Source organism: Streptomyces sp. CoH27 (assembly GCF_020181035.1).
Lineage (GTDB): Bacteria > Actinomycetota > Actinomycetes > Streptomycetales > Streptomycetaceae > Streptomyces > Streptomyces camelliae.
In genome coordinates, this window is sequence record NZ_JAIQYY010000018.1 from 111,748 (window position 1) to 135,190 (window position 23,443).

Annotated in this window: 18 protein-coding genes, 2 tRNA genes and 1 pseudogene; 8 read left to right on the top strand and 13 right to left on the bottom strand. The window is 71.3% G+C overall.

Annotated elements, in window-relative coordinates; translation table 11 throughout:
* The first annotated feature begins 154 nt into the window (after positions 1 to 154).
* From LE548_RS28785 to LE548_RS28800, 4 genes are all read left to right on the top strand, one after another.
* Positions 155 to 670, top strand: coding sequence for a MarR family winged helix-turn-helix transcriptional regulator (locus LE548_RS28785; protein ID WP_225099872.1), 516 nt, complete (start codon positions 155 to 157; stop codon positions 668 to 670).
* A 13-nt stretch (positions 671 to 683) separates the two neighbouring features.
* Positions 684 to 3,239, top strand: coding sequence for an MFS transporter (locus tag LE548_RS28790; protein ID WP_225099873.1), 2,556 nt, complete (start codon positions 684 to 686; stop codon positions 3,237 to 3,239).
* Positions 3,240 to 3,343: 104 nt separating this feature from the next.
* Positions 3,344 to 4,165, top strand: coding sequence for a YceI family protein (locus LE548_RS28795; protein WP_225099874.1), 822 nt, complete (start codon positions 3,344 to 3,346; stop codon positions 4,163 to 4,165).
* A 63-nt stretch (positions 4,166 to 4,228) separates the two neighbouring features.
* Positions 4,229 to 4,699 carry a PPOX class F420-dependent oxidoreductase gene (locus LE548_RS28800; protein ID WP_225099875.1) on the top strand — a complete coding sequence of 157 codons (471 nt, stop codon included), beginning with the start codon at positions 4,229 to 4,231 and terminating at the stop codon, positions 4,697 to 4,699.
* Between the two features lie 6 nt (positions 4,700 to 4,705).
* On the opposite strand, the gene LE548_RS28805 is transcribed toward LE548_RS28800, so the two are convergent.
* From LE548_RS28805 to LE548_RS28850, 10 genes are all read right to left on the bottom strand, one after another.
* On the bottom strand, positions 4,706 to 5,464 hold the full coding sequence (locus LE548_RS28805) for a TetR/AcrR family transcriptional regulator (RefSeq protein WP_225099876.1): 759 nt from the start codon (positions 5,462 to 5,464) through the stop codon (positions 4,706 to 4,708).
* 60 nt (positions 5,465 to 5,524) lie between these two features.
* On the bottom strand, positions 5,525 to 6,910 hold the full coding sequence (locus LE548_RS28810) for an MFS transporter (RefSeq protein WP_225099877.1): 1,386 nt from the start codon (positions 6,908 to 6,910) through the stop codon (positions 5,525 to 5,527).
* 82 nt (positions 6,911 to 6,992) lie between these two features.
* A complete protein-coding gene (locus tag LE548_RS28815) occupies positions 6,993 to 9,230 on the bottom strand; it encodes a glycosyltransferase family 39 protein (protein ID WP_225099878.1) in 2,238 nt (745 codons plus the stop codon).
* Positions 9,227 to 10,693: a bifunctional glycosyltransferase family 2/GtrA family protein gene (locus LE548_RS28820; protein ID WP_225099879.1), complete on the bottom strand. Its 1,467-nt coding sequence runs from the start codon at positions 10,691 to 10,693 to the stop codon at positions 9,227 to 9,229. Before LE548_RS28820 ends, LE548_RS28815 begins: the two co-directional genes overlap by 4 nt.
* A gap of 14 nt (positions 10,694 to 10,707) precedes the next feature.
* Positions 10,708 to 12,369, bottom strand: coding sequence for a cell wall metabolism sensor histidine kinase WalK (locus LE548_RS28825; protein WP_225099880.1), 1,662 nt, complete (start codon positions 12,367 to 12,369; stop codon positions 10,708 to 10,710).
* Positions 12,366 to 13,106 carry a response regulator transcription factor gene (locus LE548_RS28830; RefSeq protein WP_225099881.1) on the bottom strand — a complete coding sequence of 247 codons (741 nt, stop codon included), beginning with the start codon at positions 13,104 to 13,106 and terminating at the stop codon, positions 12,366 to 12,368. The genes LE548_RS28825 and LE548_RS28830 overlap by 4 nt, the downstream gene beginning before the upstream one ends.
* 100 nt (positions 13,107 to 13,206) lie before the next feature.
* Positions 13,207 to 13,563 (bottom strand): antibiotic biosynthesis monooxygenase, encoded by a 357-nt coding sequence (locus tag LE548_RS28835; protein WP_225099882.1) that lies wholly within the window; start codon positions 13,561 to 13,563, stop codon positions 13,207 to 13,209.
* A gap of 87 nt (positions 13,564 to 13,650) precedes the next feature.
* Entirely contained in the window at positions 13,651 to 14,523 is an 873-nt protein-coding gene (locus LE548_RS28840; RefSeq protein ID WP_225099883.1) for a DUF2797 domain-containing protein, read from the bottom strand.
* Between the two features lie 121 nt (positions 14,524 to 14,644).
* The gene (locus tag LE548_RS28845) at positions 14,645 to 15,595 is read right to left on the bottom strand and encodes a Bro-N domain-containing protein (protein WP_225099884.1); all 951 of its coding nucleotides are present in this window, start codon (positions 15,593 to 15,595) and stop codon (positions 14,645 to 14,647) included.
* A gap of 66 nt (positions 15,596 to 15,661) precedes the next feature.
* Positions 15,662 to 16,009, bottom strand: coding sequence for an HGxxPAAW family protein (locus tag LE548_RS28850; protein ID WP_225099885.1), 348 nt, complete (start codon positions 16,007 to 16,009; stop codon positions 15,662 to 15,664).
* An 86-nt stretch (positions 16,010 to 16,095) separates the two neighbouring features.
* Here LE548_RS28850 and LE548_RS28855 point away from each other — a divergent pair, with 86 nt between their 5' ends.
* Together LE548_RS28855 and LE548_RS45600 are read left to right on the top strand one after the other, a co-directional pair.
* The gene (locus tag LE548_RS28855; protein WP_225099886.1) at positions 16,096 to 16,587 is read left to right on the top strand and encodes a MarR family winged helix-turn-helix transcriptional regulator; all 492 of its coding nucleotides are present in this window, start codon (positions 16,096 to 16,098) and stop codon (positions 16,585 to 16,587) included.
* Between the two features lie 189 nt (positions 16,588 to 16,776).
* Positions 16,777 to 16,875: pseudogene (locus LE548_RS45600) on the top strand (IS5/IS1182 family transposase); the annotation flags it as partial.
* Positions 16,876 to 17,024: 149 nt separating this feature from the next.
* Here LE548_RS45600 and LE548_RS28865 read toward each other — a convergent pair.
* The 3 genes from LE548_RS28865 to LE548_RS28875 form a co-directional block, all read right to left on the bottom strand.
* Complete coding sequence (locus LE548_RS28865; RefSeq protein ID WP_225099978.1) at positions 17,025 to 17,288, bottom strand: hypothetical protein; 264 nt, start codon at positions 17,286 to 17,288, stop codon at positions 17,025 to 17,027.
* A gap of 264 nt (positions 17,289 to 17,552) precedes the next feature.
* Positions 17,553 to 17,625: transfer RNA gene (locus tag LE548_RS28870), tRNA-Arg, on the bottom strand.
* Between the two features lie 194 nt (positions 17,626 to 17,819).
* A tRNA-Ser gene (locus tag LE548_RS28875) sits at positions 17,820 to 17,910 on the bottom strand.
* 237 nt (positions 17,911 to 18,147) lie between these two features.
* On the opposite strand from LE548_RS28875, the gene LE548_RS28880 reads away from it, so the two are divergent.
* Complete coding sequence (locus LE548_RS28880; protein ID WP_225099887.1) at positions 18,148 to 18,609, top strand: SSI family serine proteinase inhibitor; 462 nt, start codon at positions 18,148 to 18,150, stop codon at positions 18,607 to 18,609.
* A gap of 274 nt (positions 18,610 to 18,883) precedes the next feature.
* Entirely contained in the window at positions 18,884 to 23,413 is a 4,530-nt protein-coding gene (locus tag LE548_RS28885; protein ID WP_225099888.1) for a PAS domain-containing protein, read from the top strand.
* Positions 23,414 to 23,443 lie beyond the last annotated feature (30 nt).

The window sequence follows — 23,443 nt, forward strand, 5'->3', positions numbered from 1 at the left end:
ACAGACAGGGGCACCTCACCCGCAGCCACCTGCGTATTTACAGTCGCAACACTTGCCTTTGCCAAGTTTTTGCACCACAGACCCCCCTGATCTATTTGCCTTCAGCAACCAATCATCGCTATGGTTGCCCCAAGCAACGAATACGGGAGGTGTGATGGCCGAGCGGACGCAGTTCGAAGAGCTGGCGCGTCAGCTCAGTGCCGTCGGAGCCGTGAAACGGGACATGGGGCGGATCCTGCCGCCCGACTGCCCGGCCGGCTCGGCCGCCGTGCTGACCCTGCTGGGGCGCCACGGCGACATGCGCATGAGCAAGCTCGCGGAGCTGCTCGCCGTGGACATGTCGGTCACCAGCCGGCATGTCGCGCACGTCGCCGCGCGCGGCTGGATCGAGCGGCTGCCGGACCCGGCGGACAAGCGCTCGCGGATCCTGCGGCTGACACCGCCGGGGCTCGCGCAGCTCGACGAGCTGTCCCTGCGGATCACGCATCTGTTCGCCGAGCGGCTCGCCGACTGGACCGACGACGAGGTCGGCCAGCTCATCCGGCTGATGACCCGCCTGCGCGACTCGTTCGGCGACTGCCGGTCCGCCCCGGTCCGGCTTCCCGCCCCCGTGGCCGCGGAGACCACGCCCGCATTCGAAGAGACCACCCGTACACCCGCAAGCACGTAAGAGAAGGAAGCCCATGGCAACCACCACACCAGCCGGTGTGCGGGCTCACGCCAAGCACGGGGGAGGCTCCGCCGCGGAGCACGCCCCCATGACACACCGGCAGATCATGGAGGCGCTGTCCGGCCTGCTCCTGGGCCTGTTCGCCGCCATCCTCTCCTCGACGATCGTCACCAACGCACTGCCGACGATCATCAAGGACCTCGGCGGCGGCCAGTCCGCGTACACCTGGGTCGTCACGGCGGCACTGCTCTCCATGACCGCCTCCGTGCCGCTGTGGGGCAAGCTCGCCGACCTGGTCAGCAAGAAGGCCCTCGTCCAGATATCCCTGGTCATCTACGTCATCGGCTCGGTCGTCGCCGGTCTCGCGCAGAACCCGGCGATGCTGATCAGCGCGCGTGTCATCCAGGGCCTCGGCGCCGGCGGTCTGTCCGCCCTGGTGCAGGTCATCATGGCCGCGATGATCTCCCCGCGCGAGCGCGGCCGGTACTCCGGCTACACCGGCGCCACCTTCGCCGTCGCCACCGTCGGCGGCCCGCTGCTCGGCGGTGTCATCACCGACACCTCCTGGCTCGGCTGGCGCTACTGCCTCTTCGTCGGTATCCCCTTCGCGCTGATCGCGCTGCTCGTGCTCCAGAAGACGCTGCACCTGCCGGTCGCCAAGCGGAAGGTCAAGGTCGACTGGACCGGCGCCTTCTTCATCACCGCCGCCGCCTCGCTGCTGCTGATCTGGGTCACCTTCGCCAACGACAAGTACGACTGGCTGTCCTGGCAGACGTACACGATGGTGGGCGGCACGATCGTGCTCGCGCTGCTGTTCGTGTTCACCGAGACCAGGGCCGCCGAGCCGATCATCCCGCTGCGCCTGTTCCGCAACCGCACCATCACGCTGGCCTCGCTGGCCTCGCTGTTCGTCGGTGTCGGCATGTACTCGGGCACCGTGTTCTTCTCGCAGTACTTCCAGCTGGCCCGCGACAAGTCGCCGACGATGTCCGGCGTCATGACCATCCCGATGATCGGCGGCCTGTTCGTCGCGTCCATGGTCTCCGGCCGCTTCATCACCAGCACCGGCCGCTGGAAGGGCTGGCTGGTCGGCGGCGGTGTCTCCCTCACGGCGGGCCTCGCCCTGCTCGGCCTGATGCGCTACGACACCCCGTACTGGGAGCTGTCGATCTACATGGCCCTGCTCGGCATCGGCGTCGGCACGATGATGCAGAACCTGGTGCTGTCCACGCAGAACCAGGTCGCCCCGCAGGACCTGGGCGCCGCCTCCTCCGTGGTGAGCTTCTTCCGCTCCCTCGGCGGTGCGGTCGGCGTCGGCGTGCTCGGCTCGGTCATGTCGGAGCGGATCACCCACCACGCCAAGGACACCATCACCGAGCTGAGCCCGAAGGCGCAGCAGGCCGCGGCCCACGCCGTCGGCAGCGGCAAGCTGCCCGACATGAACGCGCTGCCGGCCCCGGTGCGCAACTGGCTGGAGGGCGCCTACGGCCACGGCATCGCGGACGTCTTCCTCTACGCGGCCCCGTTCGCGCTGATCGCGTTCATCACGGTGCTGTTCATCAAGGAGGTCCCGCTGCGGACGTCCGGCGCGCTGGCCCAGGCCGCGCAGGAGAAGACCGGGGCGGCGCCCGCGGCGGCCGCCGCCGTAGAGACCGTCAGGGAGAACGCTGTGCAGGAACCCGCGCCCGAGAAGGTGCCCAGCTGGGCCCAGCCCGTCGTGGCGGACACCTCCGCCGAGACGACCGCCACCGCCACCCAGGTGATGACGGCGGTCGCGACGATCGCCGAGCCCGGCTCGGGCGCCGGCGGCGGCACCCCGGTGCACGGCTTCGTCCGCGGCGCCGAGAGCGCCCCGGTCCCGCAGGCCGCGGTCACCCTGATCTCGCTGTCCGGCCGCCAGCTGGGCCGCGCGGTCGCCCAGGCCGACGGCTCCTACTCCGTCGACGCCCCCGGCACGGGCAGTTACGTCCTCATCGCCTCCGCCGACGGCTACCAGCCGCAGGCCTCCACCGTCGTGGTGGGCGAGGAGCCGCTGTCGTACGACATCCTGCTCAGCGGCACCAGCGGGCTGACCGGTGTGGTCCGGGCCGCGGGCAGCACGCTGCCGGTCAAGGACGCCATGGTGATCGTCACCGATGTCCGCGGTGACCTGCTGGCCACCACCGCCACCGGTGAGCAGGGCGAGTTCGCCCTCACCGACCTGGTGCCCGGCACGGTCACCCTGGCCGTCAACGCGAGCGGGTTCCGGCCGCGCGCGCTGCCGGTCGAGATCGGCGCCACCGGCGTCACCCGGATCGAGATCGACCTGGACGCCGGCGCCCGGCTCCAGGGCGTCGTCCGGGCCCCGCACGGCCCGCTGGCCGACGCCCGCGTGACCCTCGTCGACCAGGCGGGCAACGTGGTCGGCACCGCCACCACCGGTACGGACGGCGCGTACGCCTTCACCGACCTGGACAGCGGCGAGTACACCGTCATCGCGACGGGCTACCCGCCGGTGGCCACCGCGCTGACCGTCGCCGGCACCGGAGTCGACGGCCACGCGATCGAACTCGCCCACCCCGGCGAGTAGTTCACTCCCGGCCCGTGGCACGCATACCGTCGTGTGTGCGCCACGGGCCGGTTCCATAGGGCCAATTTGTAAGTGTTTGTAGTTCCTTGCAGGGAGAAAACGGGATGGGACTGACCGCGAAGATCCGCACGCGTGACGGGTGGGCCGTGTCGCACGCGGTCGTCACGGTGACCGACATGACCGGTACGCAGGTGCTGCGCGCCGAGACCGATGCCGAGGGAGCCGTACGGGACACCACCGAGCTCGCGCCGGGGGCGTACACGGTGATCGTGACCGCCGTCGGGTACGCGCCCACGGCCTCCTCCGCGATCGTCACCGCGAGCGGCCGGGCCGAGGTCGGCACGGTCACCCTGGCCCGGCAGGGCGGCACCGAACTGCCGCCGCCCGGCCCCTGGACGATCGACCCGGTGCACTCCTCCGTCGCCGCGGTCGCCCAGCACCTGGGCATCTCCAGCGTGCACGGCCGGTTCACGGAGTTCGGCGGCACGGTCGAGATCGCGCCGGACGACGTCACCAAATCCCGCGTGGAGGCGGTGATCAAGGCCGCGTCCATCGACACGGGCAACGGCATGCGCGACACGCACCTGAAGTCCGGGGATTTCCTGGACGTGGAGCGGCACCCGGAGATCACCTACCGCTCCACGGGCCTGACGCAGGCCGGCTCGGACCGCTGGACGGTCCACGGCGAGCTGTCGATGCACGGTGTCGTACGGCCGGTCGACCTGGACCTGGCCTACCTCGGCACCGGCGCCGACCCGTGGGGCGGCACGCGGGCCGCGTTCCGCGCGACGGCCGAGCTGCACCGCGAGGACTTCGCGATGAACTACAACCAGGTCCTCCAGGCGGGCATCGCGGCGATCGGTACGACGCTGAAGGTCGAGCTGGACATCCAGGCGGTCCAGGGCGACTCCCTGCCCCAGGCATAGACGCGGACATAAGCACAGCAGGGTCAGCCACAGGGGCGGGTATTGCCCCTAGGCTGCCGTGCCATGGCACCGAACATCGCGACCAACACCCGTGTATCGCTCGCCGAACTGCTGGACTTCGTACGGCCCCGGCACCGCGCCCTGCTGATCACCCGCCGCACCGACGGCGGGCCGCAGGCCTCCCCGCTGACCTGCGGAGTCGACGATTCGGGCCGGATCGTCGTCTCCACCTACCCCGAGCGCGCCAAGACCCGCAACGCCAAGCGCGACAGCCGGGTCAGCCTGCTCGTCCTGAGCGACGACTGGAACGGCCCCTGGGTCCAGATCGACGGCACGGCCGAGGTCATCGACGCCCCCGACTCCGTGGAACCCCTGGTCGAGTACTACCGCAACATCGCCGGCGAACACCCCGACTGGGACGAGTATCGCGAGGCGATGATCAAGCAGGGCAAGTCGATCATCCGGGTCACGCCGGAGCGGTGGGGGCCGGTGGCCACCGGGGGGTTTCCGGCGCGGCTGGTGGCCGGGGAGTAGCGGAGGTCAGCCTCGGTCGACCATCGCCTCGATGCCGGCGATCAGCAGGTCCAGGGCGAAGTCGAAGTCCCGGTCCATCATCTCGGCGACCGTGTCTCCGCCGCGGGCGTCCATGATGTCCCTGGACTCCTGGAGGTAGCCTGCGGCCTCGGCGTCCTGCTGCGCCGAGGCCATGGCCTGCCCGTAGTAGTCCTCCGGAGTCAGCCCGGAGTCCGCGATCCGGGACATGAACTGGGCTTCGAGGGTGCCGAAGCCGTACACGAACTGGAAGACCGCCGCGATGGCCCCCATCAGGCGGGGCGCCGGCAGCCCGGTGCGGCGGATGACGCGCTGCACGGTGCGGGAGAAGGCGAGGGAGTTCGGGCCGATGTTGAGGTAGCGCCCGGCGAGCGGGGACAGCCAGGGATGGCGCACCAGCAGGCCCCGGTACTCCGCCGCCAGCGCCCGCAACTGCTCCCGCCAGTCCGCCCGCTCGTCGTCCGCGTCGGGCAGCCGCATCTCGCCGTTGGCGGCGTCCAGGGCGAGTTCGAGCAGATCGTCCTTGGTGTCGACGTACCAGTACAGGGACATCGCGGTGACGTTCAGCTCCCCGGCCAGCCGCCGCATCGAGAACTTGGCCAGCCCGTCGGCATCCAGGAGGCGTACGGAGGCGTCGGTGATCCGCTTCCGGTCGAGCCCGGAGGGCTGCCCGCCGCGCCCACTGCGGGGAGCCTTCTGCTCCAGCCACACACTGGCCCGCGCCGACCGCGCATTCTGCTCCGCCATCGGCGCCTCCTTCGTACAGATCCGGCCAAGTGGTCCAACCTTAAGGGCGCGAGGGAGCTCTCAGGCGATCACCCGCTCCGCCCGCCGCAGCAGCCCCGCCGCCACAAACCCCCCGACCAGCACGGCGACCGCCCCCACCAGCTGACCGGCGCCCAGGCCGGCGGACAACGACTCCCCCGACGCGACGGAAGAGCTGAGGACCGCACCCAGCACCGCCACCCCGAGACCGTTGCCCAACTCCGCGAGCGTGCCGTTGATCCCGGCCCCCACCCCCGCCTTCTCCGGAGGAATCGCGCTCAGGATGGCGTGGGCCATCGCCGGATTCGCCACCGCACACCCCGCCCCGATGAGCAGCAGCCCGAGCAGTGTCCCGGCGTAACCGCCGGAGGCGAGCTCGGCGATGGCCACCAGCCCCGCCGCCATCAGCACCATCCCCGACGCGATGGACACCGGCGTACCCATCCGCGTGGACCACTTCGCCGACAGCCCGGTGAAGTTGAGCGCGACGACGGTCAGCGCCAGCGGAGCGGTCCGCAAGCCTGCCTCCAGCGGCCCGTACCCGAGCACGAACTGAAGGTGCTGCGTCAGCAGGAACAACGCCCCGCCCATCCCGAAGGTGAGGAGCACCGCCCCCGTGACCGCCCCGGTGAACCGCCGGTCCCGGAAGAAGTGCGGATCGAGCATCGGCTCCGCGACCCTGCTCTCCCACCGGGCGAAGGCACCGAGCACCACCACCGCGACGGCCCCCGTGCCCAGCACCCGCGCCGAGGTCCAGCCGTGCCGGGGCCCGGAGATGATCGCGAAGACGAGCGCGGCCATGCCGATGGTGGACAGCACCGCGCCGAGCAGGTCCGGGCGGTCGCCCTGCGGGCTCCTGGACTCCGGTACGAGGGCCAGCACCGCGACCAGGCCCAGGGCCGCGACGGGGATGTTGATCAGGAAGATCGCGCCCCACCAGAAGTGGTTCAGCACGAACCCGCCGATCAGCGGGCCGCCGGCGAAGCCGAGTGCGTTGACCGCGCTCCAGATGCCGATCGCCTTCGGCTGCTCCTCGGGCGTGAAGATCTGCATCGCCACGGCCAGCGTGGTGGTCAGCAGCAGCGCACCGCCGATGCCCATCCCGGCCCGCGCGGCGATCAACTGGCCGGTGGAGTGGGCGAGTCCGGCCAGGAGCGAGCCGATGCCGAACAGGGCGAGCCCGGCCACCAGCATCTTCTTGCGGCCGTAGCGGTCGGCGGCGCTGCCCGCGGTGAGCAGCAGACCGGACTGCACCAGGGAGTAGGCGTTGATCATCCATTGGATGTCCGAGGTGGCCGCGTGCAGCTCGCGGGTGAGGGAGGGGATGGCCACGTTCAGGACGGTGTTGTCGAGCAGCACGGTGAGCTGGGCCAGGCAGATGACGCCGAGGATCAGCCAGCGCTGGGGATGGCCTTGGGAAGTGGACATGCCGTACACCGTATAGCGGTCGCTATACGGTGTACAACGCGAAATCGGGCTGTCGGCTGCCCTTCCGTCGGCCGCCCTCCTGTCAGCTGCTCTTCTGCGTGAGGTCGTAGAAGGTGGCCGAACCGACCGTCACCTTCTTGAAGGTGCTCTGGACCCACGAGCTGATCTGCGAGGAGGTGCCGTTGCTGCTGCCTCCCATGCCACCGCCCATGCCGCCGCCGGCGATGAAATAGTGGATCTTTCCTTCTGCCACGTACTGCTTGAACTGGGCCAGCGTGGGGGACGGGTCGGTGCCGTTGAAGCCACCGATCGCCATCACCGGGTCACCGGTGGCGAGCTGGTAGCTGGCGGCGTTCTGGGAGCCGATGGACGCGGCGACCCAGGTGTACTTCGAGGCGTCCTTCTCCAGCAGGCTCTTGGCGGCGGAGGAGACGTTCGCGCCGTTCAGCAGGCCGCCGGCGCCACCCATGCCGCCGCCCATGCCGCCCTCGCCCATCCGGCCGGCGCCGGGGAAGCCGTTGCCGTTCTGACCCTGGCCCTGCGTGCTGCCGTTGCTTTGCGTGCTGCCATTGCCCTGTTGCTGGTTCTGGCCCGGCATGCCCCCGCCCGGGAAGCCGTTGCCGTTCTGCTGACCCTGTCCCTGCTGTCCCTGCTGTCCCTGCTGGCTCTGTCGGCCCGGCATGCCACCGCCGCCGAAGCCGCCCCGCATACCGCCGTTGCCACCACCGGGACCCCGGCCGCCGCCGAAGCCCATCATGCTCGCGCCCGCCGGACCGACCGTCGGGATGGAACCGGTGTGCGCGGAGTCGACCGTGCTGAGGGTGTACGCCGTAGGACCGGCGAGCGCGGCCACCAGGCCCACCGCCGCCGCCCCGAGGGCCGGCTGCCGGGAGATCCGGCCGGCGAAGACCAGGCCCAGCGCGGCCGCCAGACCGCCGATCAGGACCAGCCACTTCAGCCAGGGCAGGTAGCCGGCGGTGCGGTTGAGCAGGACGTAACCCCAGGCCGCCGCCGCGACCACGGAGGCCGCGAGCGTGATCGACGCCCACAGCTCCCGCCGCTTCTCCCACAGCAGCCCGGCGCCCATGCCGGTCACGGCCGCGAGGTAGGGGGCGAGGGCCACGGTGTAGTACTGGTGGAAGATGCCCGCCATGTAGCTGAAGACCACCATGGTGATCAGCAGCGCCCCGCCCCACGCCAGGAACGAGGCCCGCGTCACGGACGTACGGCGCAGCTTCCGGGTCGCCCACAGCCCCGCGACCAGCAGGATCAGCGCGGCCGGCAGCAGCCAGGAGATCTGGCTGCCGATCTCGGAGTTGAACATCCGGTCCCAGCCGGTGGCGCCCCAGCGGCCGGAGCCGTTGCCGCCGCCCCCGCCGCCGACGCTGCCGGTCTCGTCGCCGTTGATCCGGCCGAGGCCGTTGTAGCCGAAGGTCAGCTCCAGGAAGCTGTTGTTCTGCGAACCGCCGATGTAGGGGCGGGAGGAGGCCGGCCACAGCTCGACGATCGCGACCCACCAGCCACCGGCCACGACGAGGGCGAGGGTGGCGGCGGCCAGCTGGCCCAGCCGCTTCCTCAGCTTCCCGGGGCCGCAGACGGCGTAGACGATCGCCAGCGGCGGCAGGATCAGGAAGGCCTGGAGCGTCTTGGCGAGGAAGGCGAAGCCGATCGCCACCCCCGCCCACACCAGCCACCTGGTCCGGCCGTCCTCCACCGCCCGTACGACGAAGTAGCAGGCCAGCGCCATCAGCAGGGCCAGCATCGCGTCCGGGTTGTTGAACCGGAACATCAGCGCCGCGACCGGGGTGAGCGCGAGGACCGCGCCCGCGATCAGACCGGACGCCGGGCTGAACCGGCGCCGTACGGCCGCGTAGACGACCGCCACGGTGCCGACGCCCATGAGGACCTCGGGCGTCAGGATCGCCCACGAGTTCAGGCCGAAGATCCGGACCGACAGCTCCATCGGCCACAGGAAGGCCGACGGCTTGTCCACGGTGATCGCGTTGCCCGCGTCCAGCGAGCCGAAGAAGAACGCCTTCCAGGACCTGCTGCCCGCCTGCACGGCCGCTGAGTAGAAGGAGTTGGCGTACCCGGAGGCGCTGAGGTTGTACAGGTAGAGGACGAAGGTGGCGGCCAGCAGGCCGAAGAGGGCCGGGCGCGCCCAGCGCGGGTCCTCGGGCCGCCCGCGCCACAGTCTGCGCAGATACGGCTGCTTGGGCTCACCGGCTTCGGGGGCCTGCGGGGGAGCCGTGGGAGGCGGCCCCCACACGGCCGTACCGCTACCGCTGCTACTGCTGCTGCTCTGCTGGTCGATGGTCATCGGGGATCCCCCAGGTCGGTGTCGTGCGGGCGCACCGGCTGCAACCGCATGGTGGCGTCCGTCCGGTGCGGCTCGTACGGGTCGTACGACGGGTTCGGCACCGGGCGCTGGGGCAGCGGGGCGTACGGGGCGGTCGTGCCGTACGGCGGGGTCGTACCCGTGCCGTACGTCGAGGCCGGACCCGTACCGGAACCCGCACCGCTGCCGGTGCCGGTGCCGGAGTCGTCGCGGTCCGGGAAGACCCAGGCGCGGAAGAGCAGGAAGCGCAGCACGGTCGCGGCGAGGTTGGCGGCGATGAGCACCGCCAGTTCGGTGGAGTGCGCCGGGCTGGAGCTGGCTGCGTTCAGGGCGGCCAGGGAGCCGCTGGTCAGGGCCAGACCGATGCCGAAGACGACCAGGCCCTGCGCCTGATGCCGGACAGCGCCGCCCCGGCCGCGTACCCCGAAGGTGAGCCGGCGGTTGGCGGCCGTGTTGGCGATCGCGGAGACCAGCAGGGCGAGCGCGTTGGCGACCTGGGAGCCGGAGAACTGCCGGAAAAGGCTGTAGAGAACCAGGTAGAAGAGGGTGGACAGGCCGCCGACCACGCAGAAGCCGACGAGCTGACGGGCCAGGCCTTTGGGCACGTCCTGGATGTCACGGTCGCGCGGGTCGTCACCGAAGGGCCGGGTGAGGCGGTCCAGCGGCAGCGAACCGGTGGCCAGGGCCTTGCCGACCCGCCAGACGCCCTTGAGGTCGTCGGTCGCGGTCTTCACGATGTGCACGGTGGAGTCGGGGTCGTCGACCCAGTCGACCGGCACCTCGTGGATCCTGAGTCCCGCCCGCTCGGCGAGCACCAGCATCTCGGTGTCGAAGAACCACCCGGTGTCCTCCACCAGCGGCAGCAGCACCTGCGCCACATCACGCCGGATGGCCTTGAAGCCGCACTGCGCGTCGGAGAAGCGGGCCTGGAGCGAGCCGCGCAGGATCAGGTTGTAGGCCCGGCTGATGAACTCCCGCTTGGGGCCGCGCACGACCCGCGAGGAGCGGGCGAGCCGGGAGCCGATGGCGAGGTCCGAGTGGCCGGAGATGAGCGGCGCCACCAGCGGCAGCAGGGCGTTGAGGTCGGTGGACAGATCGACATCCATGTAGGCGAGGATCGGCGCCTCGGAGGCGGTCCAGACGGTCCGCAGGGCCCGCCCCCGGCCCTTCTGCTCCAGGCGGAAGTTGGTGACCTCGGGGATCTCCTGCTCCAGCCGCGCGGCCACCTGCGGGGTGGTGTCCGTGGACGCGTTGTCCGCGATGGTGATGCGGAACGCGTACGGGAAGGTGCGGGTGAGGTGCTCGTGCAGTCTGCGGACGCACGGCTGGAGGTCCTTCTCCTCGTTGTAGACGGGGATCACTACGTCCAGGACAGGCGTACCGGCGTCTCCGGCCGGGAGGTGCTCCCGCGCCGGCAGAGTGCCGGGAGAAGAGTCGGTTCGCATGGGACCGACTCAACTCAAGCCCCCTGTTGCACCCATGTGGTGGCACTGTGCTGTGCCTGTGAGTGCGATTGCCAGTCCGTTTCGGGGGCCGGCTGGGGAGCGGCGGCCGGGGCGAGCGCGGGCAGATGCACGGTGAACACCGTCCGCCCCGGCACGCTGTCGACGGTCACGGCACCGCCGTGCGCGGTCGCGACGGCCTGCACGATGGCGAGCCCGAGCCCGGTCGACCCGGTGGAGCGCGAGCGCGCCGAGTCGCCGCGCGCGAACCGCTCGAAGACGTGCGGCAGCAACTCTGGGGGAATCCCCTGCCCGTTGTCCTCGACGTCGACGCACATCCACGGCCCGCGCCGCTGCACGCGCGCGGTGACGGTCGTCCCCGCTGGCGTGTGCTTGCGGGCGTTGCCGAGCAGATTGACGAGCACCTGCTGGATCCGGGCCGCGTCGGCGGAGACGAGGGCCGGCTCGTCGGGCAGATCGAGGCGCCAGTTGTGGTCCATGCCGGCCGCGCGGGAGTCGCTGACGGTGTCCACGACCAGCGGGATGAGATCGGTCTGCTCGAACTGCAACGGCCGCCCGGCATCGAGCCGGGCGAGCAGGAGCAGATCCTCGACGAGGAGGGTCATCCGCCCCGCCTCGGACTCGATACGGCCGAGGGCGTGCCGGGTGTCGGGGCCCACCTGTTCGCGTCCGCGTCTCGTGAGTTCCGCGTACCCGCGAATGGACGCGAGGGGTGTACGCAGTTCATGGCTGGCGTCGGCGACGAACTGCCGTACCCGCATCTCGCTCTGCTGGCGAGCGTGCAGCGCGCCGTGCACATGATCGAGCATGCGATTGAGCGCGGCACCGACCTGCCCGACCTCCGTGAGCGGGTCGCACTCGGACTCCGGGACCCGTTCGCTGAGGTTCACCTCGCCGGTGTGCAGCGGGAGTTCGGAGACCCGGGTGGCGGTGTTGGCGACCTTGCGCAGGGGGCGGGTGGCGACGCCGACGAGCACGTACCCGGCGATACCGGCGGCCACGAGACCGGCCACGGTGACGCTGATCTCGATGAGGATCAGGGCGTTGATGTTGTCGTCGACGTCCTTGGTCGGCAGGGCGATGTAGAGGGCGTCACTGCCGTCCCGGCTCGTCATGTACTTGACCAGGTAGTCCCCGAGACCGGGGATCTCCACGGTGTGCGCCTTGCGGTCCTTGGCCACCGGGTTCAGGGCGTTCTTCTGCGCCGTGCTCAGGCTGTCGGCCTTCATCTGCTTGAAGAAGCCGGTGGTGTAGTTCTGCTGCTCGGAGACGGCCGCGCTCACGATCGAGCCGTTCTGCACGTACGCGGCGATGGTCTTCGCCTGCGTCGGCCCCTTGGTGAGCAGGTTGACGACCTTCTCGCTCGGCGTGGCGTTGTCCGCCGGTGAGGAGCCCGGGCCGCCCGGACCGCCCGGGTTCGCGTCGGCTCCCGGCAGCTTCGGATGACCGACCGCGCGCTGGCCGATGTCGGACACCTTGCTTTCCAGCTGGTCGTACAGACGCGTGCGCAGCGCGAGCGTGGTGACCGTGCCGATCACCACGCACACCACCGCGATCAGCACCATCGACGCGACGACGAGCCGGGTCCGCAGGGTACGCGGCTGTCCGGCTCGTCGCTTCTGCCGCCGCTGCGGACTCGTTCGCCGCCGCCCGCTCATGAGACAGCGGGCTTGATCAGATACCCGGCCCCGCGCCGCGTGTGGATCATCGGCTCGCGGCCCGCGTCGATCTTCCGCCGCAGATAGGAGATGTACAGCTCGACGACATTGGCCTGCCCGCCGAAGTCGTACGACCACACGCGGTCCAGGATCTGCGCCTTGCTGAGCACGCGCCGCGGATTGCGCATGAGGAAGCGCAACAGCTCGAACTCGGTCGCGGTGAGGTGAATGTTCTGCCCGGCCCGCGACACCTCGTGGCTGTCCTCGTCGAGGGTGAGATCCCCGACGACGAGCACGGAGTCGGACCGCCGGTCGGCGGCCCCGGAGCGCCGGATGAGCCCCCGCAGCCGGGCGACGACCTCCTCCAGGCTGAACGGCTTGGTGACGTAGTCGTCCCCGCCCGCGGTGAGCCCGGCGATACGGTCCTCGACGGCGTCCTTCGCGGTCAGGAACAGCACGGGCACGTCGGGCAGTTCCCGCCGCAGCCGGCCGAGCACGGTGAGCCCGTCCATGTCGGGCAGCATCATGTCCAGGACGACGGCATCGGGCCGGAACTCCCGGGCGGTCTGTATCGCGCCCTGCCCGTCCCCCGCGCTCCTGATCTGCCAGCCCTCGTAACGAAGGGCCATGCTCAGCAGTTCGGTGATCGACAGCTCGTCGTCCACCACAAGCACTCGGACGGGGCTCCCGTCCGGCCTCAGCAGTTCGGTGCGCCCCTGGGGCGAGGTCGTGGTCATGGCGGACACCATGTCGGGGTCCTCTGAGAAGAGGCTTTCCACAATCTGTGATTTCCCTGAGAAACTCACAGGCGGCTCTCAGGCGGCGCCTGGGAAGGACCTACCCCCGTGCGAAGCCGTGCGCGTGCTCGACCCTGGATATGTGGATCGCGTACTGCTCGTACCACCGCTCCCGACCGCGCCGCTTCGCTGCGAGATGCTCGGGATGCTGCCGCCACCGCTGGATCCCCTCCAGATCCCGGAAGTAGGCGACGGAGATGGCGAGTCCCCCGGGCGTGTGGGCGAAGTCCTCACCGAGAAAGCCGGGGATGTCCCGGACGAGACGGGAGAGGTGCTCGGCGGTCCGCTGGTAGCCGTCAGAGTCCTGGCCGGTGCGGGTGGAGGTGAAGACGACCGCGTAGTAAGGCGGTTCGTGCGCGGGAGTGGGAACGACAGCGGTGTCCGTGTGATCGCTCATGACAACAACTGTCGGCGACGGACCTGTTGGACGTCGACGGACCTTGCCAAAGGGGATCCGTCCGGGATCCGTTTCTTTACGATCGCGTCAGAACAACCCTTCCTGCTCGCTCCGGAACTCCCGTACGGGAAAGGTGAGCCGGCCGCCAGGGAGGTCAGAGGGCACCAGCTCCCACCCGGCCATCAACCGGGTATCCAGCACGACAACCCCGCGCCCCTCCACCGCAAGATGAAGATCGGGCCCAGCGGCGGCAACCAGCTCCCCGCTCACCGCACCTCCGGGACCCAGCTCGACGACCTCGCCGAACGCGACGGGCGCCCGGTCGAGCCCGAACACGGTGACGTGATCGACGACCCGGCACTCGGCCGGCTGAAGAGATTCCGGCCAGGCGGGCAGCCCCAGGGCCCTGTCATGCAACTCCCGTACTTCCACGGCCCGTTCCTCTTCTCCCGTCGGCAGCGCCGACCGCACCGCCCGCTTCTCGGCGTACGGAATCCGGTCCGGCACCCTCAGCGCGGCCCTGAGCAGCTCCTCCGTGCGCCGGGCGGCCATCAGCGGACCGGTACCGAGCCAGCTGAAACAGACGGCACCCTGCTCCAGCAGCCGCGCACTGCCCCGCTCGACGGCGGTGATCCCGACCTTGACCATGCCGGGCCCGAACCACGCCAGATACACCCGGTACGGCCGCGGATCGTCGGCGATCGTGTCGGCGGCCACGGAATGCGCCCGGTCCAGCCGCGCACACTCCTCGCACCGGGCGCCCGTGCTTCTTCTTGATACGTCGGCCCGCACCGGACATCCATTCCCCCGCGCCCCCACACACCGGCGCACACCCCCCTCCGGCACGGCGAACGCGACCCGCTTCCCCCAGGGCAGCGCACTCCTTCGCCCGCCGTCCCACACCAGCACGGGACCGTCCGACGACCAGCGCAGTCCGGTGCACTTCCATTCGTGTGACATCACTCTTGAGGGTAGGAGGTGGGTCTGACACTGGGCTGAGGGCGATCGGCGGGGTAACGTGCACGAAGGCCCGAAGCCGCAACTACGTTTTGCGACTTCGGGCCTGTTTGCATCGTGCGCGCTACGGCAGCACGTACACCGGCATCCCTCCCTCCGCGAGCCCCCTCTGCCGCATGCAGCCCCGCTTGATCAACATCCGCACGCAGTCATGGACCCGGTCGAGGGTGAGTCCGGTACGGTCCGCGACGTCCTCCAGCCGGCAGGGCACCGGGCCGCGCAGCAACGCCGGGGCGAGGTAGGCGGCGACGGCGTGCACGTCGTCGGTGACGACCAGGTTCTTGGCCCGCCAGGTGGCCAGGAGCTGCTGGGGGGTCATCGTCGGCGGGGGCGGCTCCGGGGTGGAGGGGCGCAGCCGGTCGGCGATGAGGTCGAGGGTGTCGGCGATACGGCCGAGGAAGTCGTTGGTGCGGCCGAATTGTTCATTGCTCCGGCGCATCTGCTCAAGCCGCTCGATCTGCGCGACCGCCAGCGCCTCGTCCGCCTGGATGTTCCGCTCCTCCAGCCGGACGATCACGTCCGCGACCTCCTGGGGCATGAGGTAGGCGGTGCGGCCGTCGGGGGCGGGTTGCACGGGGGCAGGGTCGAGGGAGTAGGAACCGTCGCGCTGGATGGTCTCGATGACCTCGCTGACCCAGGCTTTGAAGGGGGCGCATTCGGGTTTGGTGCAGCCGTTGACGAGTTGAATGAGACCTCGGAGGTTCACCATACGCATGGACTTCTTGAGCCCGTGACCTGCAATTTTGTGCGAACCCTCTGCCCTATAGACGGTTCCCACAAGATCGCCGAGGGTTTGCTCGCAATCTGCTGCAACATGCCAGTGCACAGCCTGCCGGGTGTTTGCGTAGCCGAGATGCACGCCTACGTCTACCGCAGGGAACCAGTACTCCCCATTCGGCAGAGTGACCCTCCTCAACCGCGCCCCCGTGGCCGCGAAGACAAAGTCGTTGACGTCGATCGCGTCCTGCTTCTTCCCCACCGGCTGCTCCGGCGGAGTCTCGTTCTGCTCGTACATCGAGCATCACCTCCACCCCGGAAGCTGAAGAAGGCGAGCAGCAACTGCCGTCCACAGAACGCACGTTCACTCGATAGAGGACAGAGGTATCGATTCAGCAGGAACCACCCCAGAAACCCTCCGCCCCCGTCCCGCCAACCGACAGCTCACGCACCCCGGATGCCCCTCCCGTGCCCGTACATCCCGCACCCGCATCCCCCACTCCTCCCGAGGCCGCACCCCCGGCGGCTTCCCCCAGCCGGACAGATGCAGAAACCAGGTCACGAAAACACTCAGGACAACCACACCCGACCCGCCCCCGACCACCGGCAGCGAGGCCGTGCACACCCCCAGCCCCATCACCGCTCCACCCACGGTCGCGATGCCGAAGCCGGTCCAGCCGGCGATCGTGTGACCCTCGTCGTACAGACTCATAGCCGCCTCCAGAGACGAGCCACAAACTCTCTCACGAACTAAGAAGTTACATCCCGAATATCTCACGAGCTAAGGGATTCCGAAAGATGCACGGCACGCCGCGACCGCCCGCCACCCCGGCCCAGGCGCTGTCGGCGATGGACCACCTCATCGCCGCCCACCTGATCGGACAGCAGGAGCTGGCCCGCCGGCTGGGCCTGAACGTCACCGACCTGACCTGCTTCGCCTTCGTCCTGGAGGCGGGCGCCGACCTGCTGACCGCCGGCGACCTGGCCGCCCGGGCGCACGTCACCACCGGGGCGGTGACCGGCATCCTCAACCGCCTCGAACGCGCCGGTTACGTCACGCGCCGCCCCGACCCCGCCGACCGCCGCCGGGTCCGCGTGGCCGCCGTACCGGAGGCCGTCACGCGCGTCGAGGCGGCGTACGCGGGCCACTACAAACGGCTGACGGACCTGTTCTCCGACTACTCCCCCGAGGAACTGGCGGTCGTCACCGACTGGTTCACCAGGGCCACGGACCTGGCGCACGAGTACTTGGAGAAGCTGAACCGGAACGACCCGGAGGAGGAGTGCTGACCTCTGCCCGGTGCGCCGAAAGGCTGACGGCGGATCTGGCGAAGGCATTCCAGGAGACGTGACCTAGGTCGTGCTTTAGAAGTGGGATGGGCTTCGCTGCTTGCCCTGCGTCGTGATCATCTTGGTGTGGGACGAGGGGATCTTTCTGACGAGCAGTGGTCGGTGTTGGAGCCATTGCCGCCGGTCGCGGTGTTGGGCAGGCCGACGGTGGGCCGCCGGAGATTGATCGACGGGATCCGCTGGCGGGTGCGGACCGATGCTCCGTGGCGGGATCTGCCGGTGGAGTACGGGCCAGGGCAGACGGTCTACGGACTCTTCCGTCGCCGGCAGCGCGACGGGACCTGGCCGGTGCTGCTGACCAGGCTGCAGGCAAGGGCGGACGTGGCCGGGCTGATCACGTGGGAGGTCAACGTCGACTCCACGATCTGCCGGGCCCATCAGCACGCCGCAGGTGCCCGCCGTGACGGCCAGGCCCAGAAGGAACCGCCGGGCGGGATCAGCGTCGAGCCGACGACCACGGCCTGGGCCGGTCCCGGGGAGGCTTCACCACCAAGATCCACCTGGGCTGCGAGCAAGGCCAGCGGCCCCTGTCCCTGCTGGTCACCGCCGGACATCGTGGCGACAACCCCCAGTTCACAGCCGTCCTCGAAGGCATCCGAGTCCCCCGCACCGGCCCGGGCCGCCATGAGCCGACCCACCATGCGACCCACCGCAAGAAGCAGTAGCCCGCCCTGAAGAAGCCAGAAGCCCCCTGCCTGCGGTTCGCCGCAAGCAGGGGGCATTTCAGTGGACTTGGACCGGCACTGGCGTCGGATCGGTCTCGGGCCGGACGCCGTTGTCCGTCACTTCGCGTCCGACGCCCAGGCAGCGTTCCGATCCGGCGGTTGCCGTCAAACACTGCCGTCAAACGCTGCCGTCAAGACAAAGCCAGAGGCCCCGGATCTCTCCGGGGCCTCTGATCTATGTGCACTCGGCAGGATTCGAACCTGCAACCTTCTGATCCGTAGTCAGATGCTCTATCCGTTAAGCTACGAGTGCTTGTTCTTTTGTTCTTGTCTCCGCTTCGGTTCCTTTCGGCCCCGTCCCGGCGACAGGAAGAACATTACATGACTGCCGCCGTCATGTGAAATCCGATTCCCGCACCCCCTCTGACCTGCGGAAACGCTCGCAGGGGCCACAGGGGCGGAAACGCCGAAGCCCCGGTCCTGGGGACCGGGGCTTCGGGATCGGTGCGGAGGCGGAGGGATTTGAACCCTCGATGGGCTTTAAGGCCCAAACCGCATTAGCAGTGCGGCGCCATAGACCGGACTAGGCGACGCCTCCAGCACAACCGCTCACGCGAGCGCGCGAGTGGTGCGTGCAGATGATGACACAGCCGAGTGCCCTGTCACCAATCGGCCTCTACGGTACTAGGCACCAGGGCCGCAGGGCAAAGGGCTTCCGCTCGGCGAGGCGCCCGGCGGGGCCGGGTGGGTACCGGCGGGTACGGGCGGGCGCGGGCGAGTACCGGCGGGCGCGGGCGGGGCGCAACGTCCGGCGAGTGGGAGCGTTGGTCAGGGCATGGTCTTCCTCTCTCGGCCGGGGCCGGTGGGCGCCGCCGCCTCCGTCCTGGTCTTCCTCGCCGCCGTACCCGCCGTCGCGGCGCCCGCCATGCCGCCGCCCGCACGGCCCGAGGACCGGGCCGGTGATCACCTCAGCGTCGTCGTGGAGCACGCCGGGCCCGGGAAGGACGGGACGTACGAGCTGTTCTGTCATCCGGCCGGCGGCAGTCATCCGGATCCGGCCGGGGCCTGCCGGGCGGTGGACGGGCAGACGCAGTGGGGGCGGGATCTCTTCGCTCCGGTGGCGCCCGGGTCCGACTGCACGATGATCTACGGCGGGCCGGCCACCGCCCATGTCACCGGTACCTGGGCCGGGCGGCCCGTCGACGCCGGCTACGACCGCAGCAACGGGTGCGAGATCGGGCGGTGGGACCGGATGGTGCCGTTGCTGCCGAGCTTGGCTGAATCGCCTCGCCCGTAAAGGTCCCGCGAAAGTCTTGCGGAGCCGAAGCCGGAGCCGAAGCCGGAGCCGAAGCGGGACCGAGTCAGGGCCGAGGCGGGACCGAGCCGGGGCCGGGGCCCTTCGGCAGTGGTCGGTCACGAGTTCGGTGTCACTTCCTCGTGGGACCTCCCTCTCATCCGGCGCCGCAAGCGCAACGCGTGCCTTTAGACTCCCTCGCGTGACACGTCGCGGGCCGGTTGGCAAGATGGCCCGAGCGGTCGGCAAGGTGCGGTAACAGGGAGGAAGGCGTCTCGTGAGCAGCAGGCCATCCCGAGGCGCTGCTCGCCTCGCAGCCATACTCGACGCGCTGCCGGACGCGTTGGTCCTGGTCAACGCCAACGGAACCGTCGTCAACGCCAACACCATCGCGCTTGAGGCATTCGAGGCGCCCGGTACGGCTCTGGTGGGGCGTGGGCTGCTCGATCTGCTGCCCGAGTTCGACTCACGGCTGATCCCCGGGTCCATGCGGCGGCCCGATCACATGGACCCCCGCGGCCGGACCAAGCCCCAGCGGATGATCGCGCGGCGGACCGACGGATCCTCGTTCCCCGTCGAGGTCACCAGCACCAACCTGGAGAACGGGCAGCAGGCGTACGACGGTTACGGCTACACCGGCGACGAGCTGCTGATGATCGTCGTACGGGACCTGTCCGGGACCGTGGACACCGAGGCCGAGCTGGCCCGCTCGCAGCGGCAGACCGAGATGATCCTGCGGGCCGCGGCCGAGGGCGTCGTCGGCACCGACACCGACGGGCGGATCGTGCTCGTCAACCCGGCCGCCGCCCAGATACTGGGATACCGGGCCGGTGAGCTGGGCGGCAAGGAGCTGCACACCCTCGTGCTGCACTCGCGCGCCGACGGCTCGCCCTTCCCGTACGAGGAGTCGCCGCTCGCCGACACCCTGCGCTCCGGGCGCAAGCACCGGGTACGCGGGCAGGTGCTGTGGTCCAAGGGAGAGCAAAAAGTCTCCGTCGACCTCACCACCGCTCCGGTGCGCGACGGGGACCAGCTCGTCGGCGCCGTGATGACCTTCACCGACCGGCGGCCCTACGAGGCCCTGGCCGAGGAGAAGGAAGCACAGGAGAAGGCGCACGCCGAGGAGGTGGAGCGGCTCGCCGAGGAGCACGCCTCCGATCTGACCGCGCTGCGCCAGCAGCACGTCACCGAGGTCGAGGACCTGCGGGAGAAACACGGCGCCGAGGTCGAGGAGCTGCGGGAGAAGCACGCCGAGGCGGTGGCGGCCGGCGAGGAGCGGTACGCCGCGCTCGCCGAGCGGGAGAAGGACCGGTACGAGGCCCTCTCCGCGCGGCACGAGCAGCTGCTCACCCTGCTCGGGTCCTCCCTGCGCGGGCCGCTGGACGAGCTGCGGCGCGAGCTGTCCGCGCTGGCGGCGGACGACGCCGGTCAGCTGTGGCCCGAGGCCAATCAGGTGCTCCACCATCTTTCCGCCGGGTACGCGCGGATCACGTCCCTGATCGACAACGTCCTCGGCTATCAGCGGCTGGACGCCGGCGCCGAGGACATCATCCGTACGAAGGTGATGCTGGACGCCGTCGTCGCCGCCGGTGTGGACGGCGCCGTCGAGCTGATCGGCCCCGGGCGGGTGCAGTTCGCCGTACACGCGCCGCCCATCGAGGCCGAGGTCGACCCGCAGCGGCTCGCCACCGCGCTGGCCCACCTCGTCGCGGACGTGGCCGGTGTCGACGCCACCGGCAACTCGCCTGTCTCCGCGGGCGGCTACCTGGACAACACGGTCGTGGTCGCCGCCGCGCAGCGCGGTGAGGTCGTACGGATCGAGGTGCGCGGGCCGTACGCCGGGGGAGACCCGGTGCACGAGCCGATCGTGCGCGGGATCGTGCGGGCTCATGGCGGGGTCCTGCAGACGCATGAAGTGCCGGGCATGAGCGGCAGCGCGTATGTGCTGGAGGTGCCGCTCGGGGGTGGTGCGGGAGCGGTCACCACGCCCGCCCCGGCCGCGCAGGCCCCGGCCGTACAGGCCCCGGCCCTGTTGGAATCCGCCGACGGCGAGGATGCGGCCGGCGGGCGGCGGCGGGCCCGGCGGGCCTCCACGGACGCCTTCCTGGAGAGTGACGTGCCCGGCGCGGGCGAGACCGGTGGGACGGAGGCGCCCGTGCCGACCGGCCGGCGCCGCCGGCGGGCCGCCGCGCCCGCCGAGGAGACCGCCGTGGTCCCGGCCGAGGGCGAGCAGCCCGCGTCCGGCACCGGGCGGCGCCGTGGGCGGCCCGCCGACGTCGGCACCGGTGCCGGCGAGGGCGTGAGCGAGGGCGCCGTGGTGACCGCGGCCGAGCATGCCGCGGGGACGGCCGCCGCCGGTACGGGGCTCGGCGCCGCGGTGCCGCCGCAGGGCGTGCCCGTCCGGCCCGACGCCGGTGCGGGCCAGCCCGCCCTGCCGCCCGCCCTGCCCGTGGGCGGCGGCGAGGCCGCTGCGGGCGCGGAAGAGGGTGATCAGCCGACCGGGCGGCGCCGGCGTGCGCTGGCCGCCGCGGCGGAGCGTGCCGCGGCGCAGGAGGCGGCCGCCCCGCGTACGGTCTTCGCGCTGCCGCCGGCCGAGGCCGACCGCTCGCCCGGGTCCGCGGACTCGGCGAGCCAGGCACCGCCGCAGGTCGCCGGGCCGGTGCCGGTGCCCGCGCAGCTTGCGCCGCCCGTGGAGGGTGCATTCGGTGGCGTACCCGGTGCTGTACCTGGTGGTGCACCTGGTGACGAGGGCCGGCACGACGCCGTACCGCTCGGCCAGGACGCGGACCACACCCCGCCGCAGCCGCATCCCACCAGCGCACCGACCGGCCGGCGCCGCCGTGCCGTGGCCCCGCCGGCGCCGGTGGCCGCGCAGCCGGTGCCGGTTCAGCCGCAGCCCGCCGCGGGGCAGGTGACGCCCGCTCAGGCGGCACCGGCCGCTCCCGGGCAGCCCGTACCGAACCCGGCGGGGGCGCCGACGCCCGGTCAGGGCACGCCGGTTGCCGGGATCCCGGCGCAGAGTACGGCCGGGCAGGGCATCCCCGTCCAGGCCGGTCCCCCGGCGGCGCCGACGACCCCGGCGGCCCAGCCCGCGCCTGGTGGGCAACCCGGCGCCCAGCCCGCCGCCCCAGCGCAGGGCACCGCGCACCAGCCCGCTCCCGGTCAGCCGGTCGTCCCCGGTCAGCCGGTCGCTCCCGGTCAGCCGCTGCCCGCCCAGGCCCAGCCGCTCCCGGTGGCGCCCGCCGCGACCCCGCCCGGCGCCACCCCGGTCGGCGCCACCCCGGCCGCGCAGCCGCTGCCCGCCGAGGCCGGTACCGGACAGCCGGCGGCACCCGCCCAGGCCGTACTGGCGCCCCAAGCTGTCCAGGCGCCCCCGGCCGCGCAGAGCGCCGCCCAGGCCGCGCCCGTGAGCGGCGCAGGTGCCCCCGTGGCCACCGTTCCGCAGCAGTGGCCCGGTGCCGACGACACCTCCGGTGCGGGCACCCCCGTACCCGTACCTCCTGTAGCCCCTGCCGCCCCCGTACTCCCCGCGGCGCGGGCCCCTCAGGGGCTGCCCGCCGAGGGGGGCGCGGTCGACCCGAACTCCACGCAAGGGCGGGCGATCAGCGTCCGTACGCTCGGGCAGGGCGTGCCGTTCGCGCGCCAGACCGCGCAGGCGCAGCAGTCGACGGCGACCCCGCCGCCGCACGCGCCCGGCGGTTCCGGCCGCCGGCGCAAGCTGGGTACGCCCCCCGACCCGGCCACCCGCCCGGAGCCGCAGCCGTCGCCGTCGCCGTCTACGGAGCAGGCGGCCCGGCCGCACCCGGCGGCCGAGGCGGCGCCCGCGCAGCCGGCCGTGGCGCAGGCGCCCCTCCCGCAGGCGCCCCTCCCGCAGTCGCCCGTGCCGCAGCCGTCGCTCGGCGGACAGCCCCGGCTCGCCCCGGCCAAGCCGGCCACGCCGGGCACCGAGGGTGCCGGGCGGTCGTACGCCATAGGCGCCCCGGACGCCGACGCCGCCGAGGGGCCCGAGCCGCTGGACGGTCCCGGCGGGGCCGTGGAGGTCGCGGACCCACCGCGGCCGCAGCCGATGGACGACGAGCTGCCCCCGGAGCCGCTGGACAACCCGCGCCGGCTGCTGGTGTGGCCCGCGCCCGACGTGACGACCCAGCAGGCGCTGAGCGACCGTGGCTACCGGCCGGTGATCGTGCACTCCCGTGAGGAGGTCGACGCGCAGATCGCGGCCTTCCCCGCCGCGCTGTTCGTGGACCCGCTGACCGGGCCCATCACGCGGACGGCACTGCAATCGCTGCGTCAGGCCGCCGTGGCGGCCGAGGTGCCGGTGCTGGTCACGGCCGGGCTCGGGCAGGCGACGCGCGAGGCGGCGTACGGCGCCGATCCGGCCGTCCTGCTGAAGGCGCTGGCGCCGCGCGACAGCGAGCAGCACCCGCCGCGGGTCCTGCTGATCGAGGAGCACGCGGAGATCGCGCTGGCGCTGACGGCGACGCTGGAGCGGCGCGGGATGCAGGTGGCGCGGGCCGCGAGCGACAACGACGCGGTGACGCTGGCGGGGCAGTTCCGGCCGAACCTCGTGGTGATGGACCTGATGCAGCACCGGCGGCAGGCCGGGAACACCGGGATCATCGACTGGCTGCGCGCGAACGGCCTGCTCAACCGCACCCCGCTGGTCGTCTACACCGCCGCCGTCGACCAGGCCGACCTGCCCCGGCTGGCCTCGGGCGAGACGGTGCTGTTCCTCGCGGAGCGGTCCACGAGCGGCGAGGTGCAGAGCCGGATCGTGGATCTGCTGGCGCGCATCGGCACCAACTGACCCCTCGCAGGAGTATTACCGCCCGCGGGG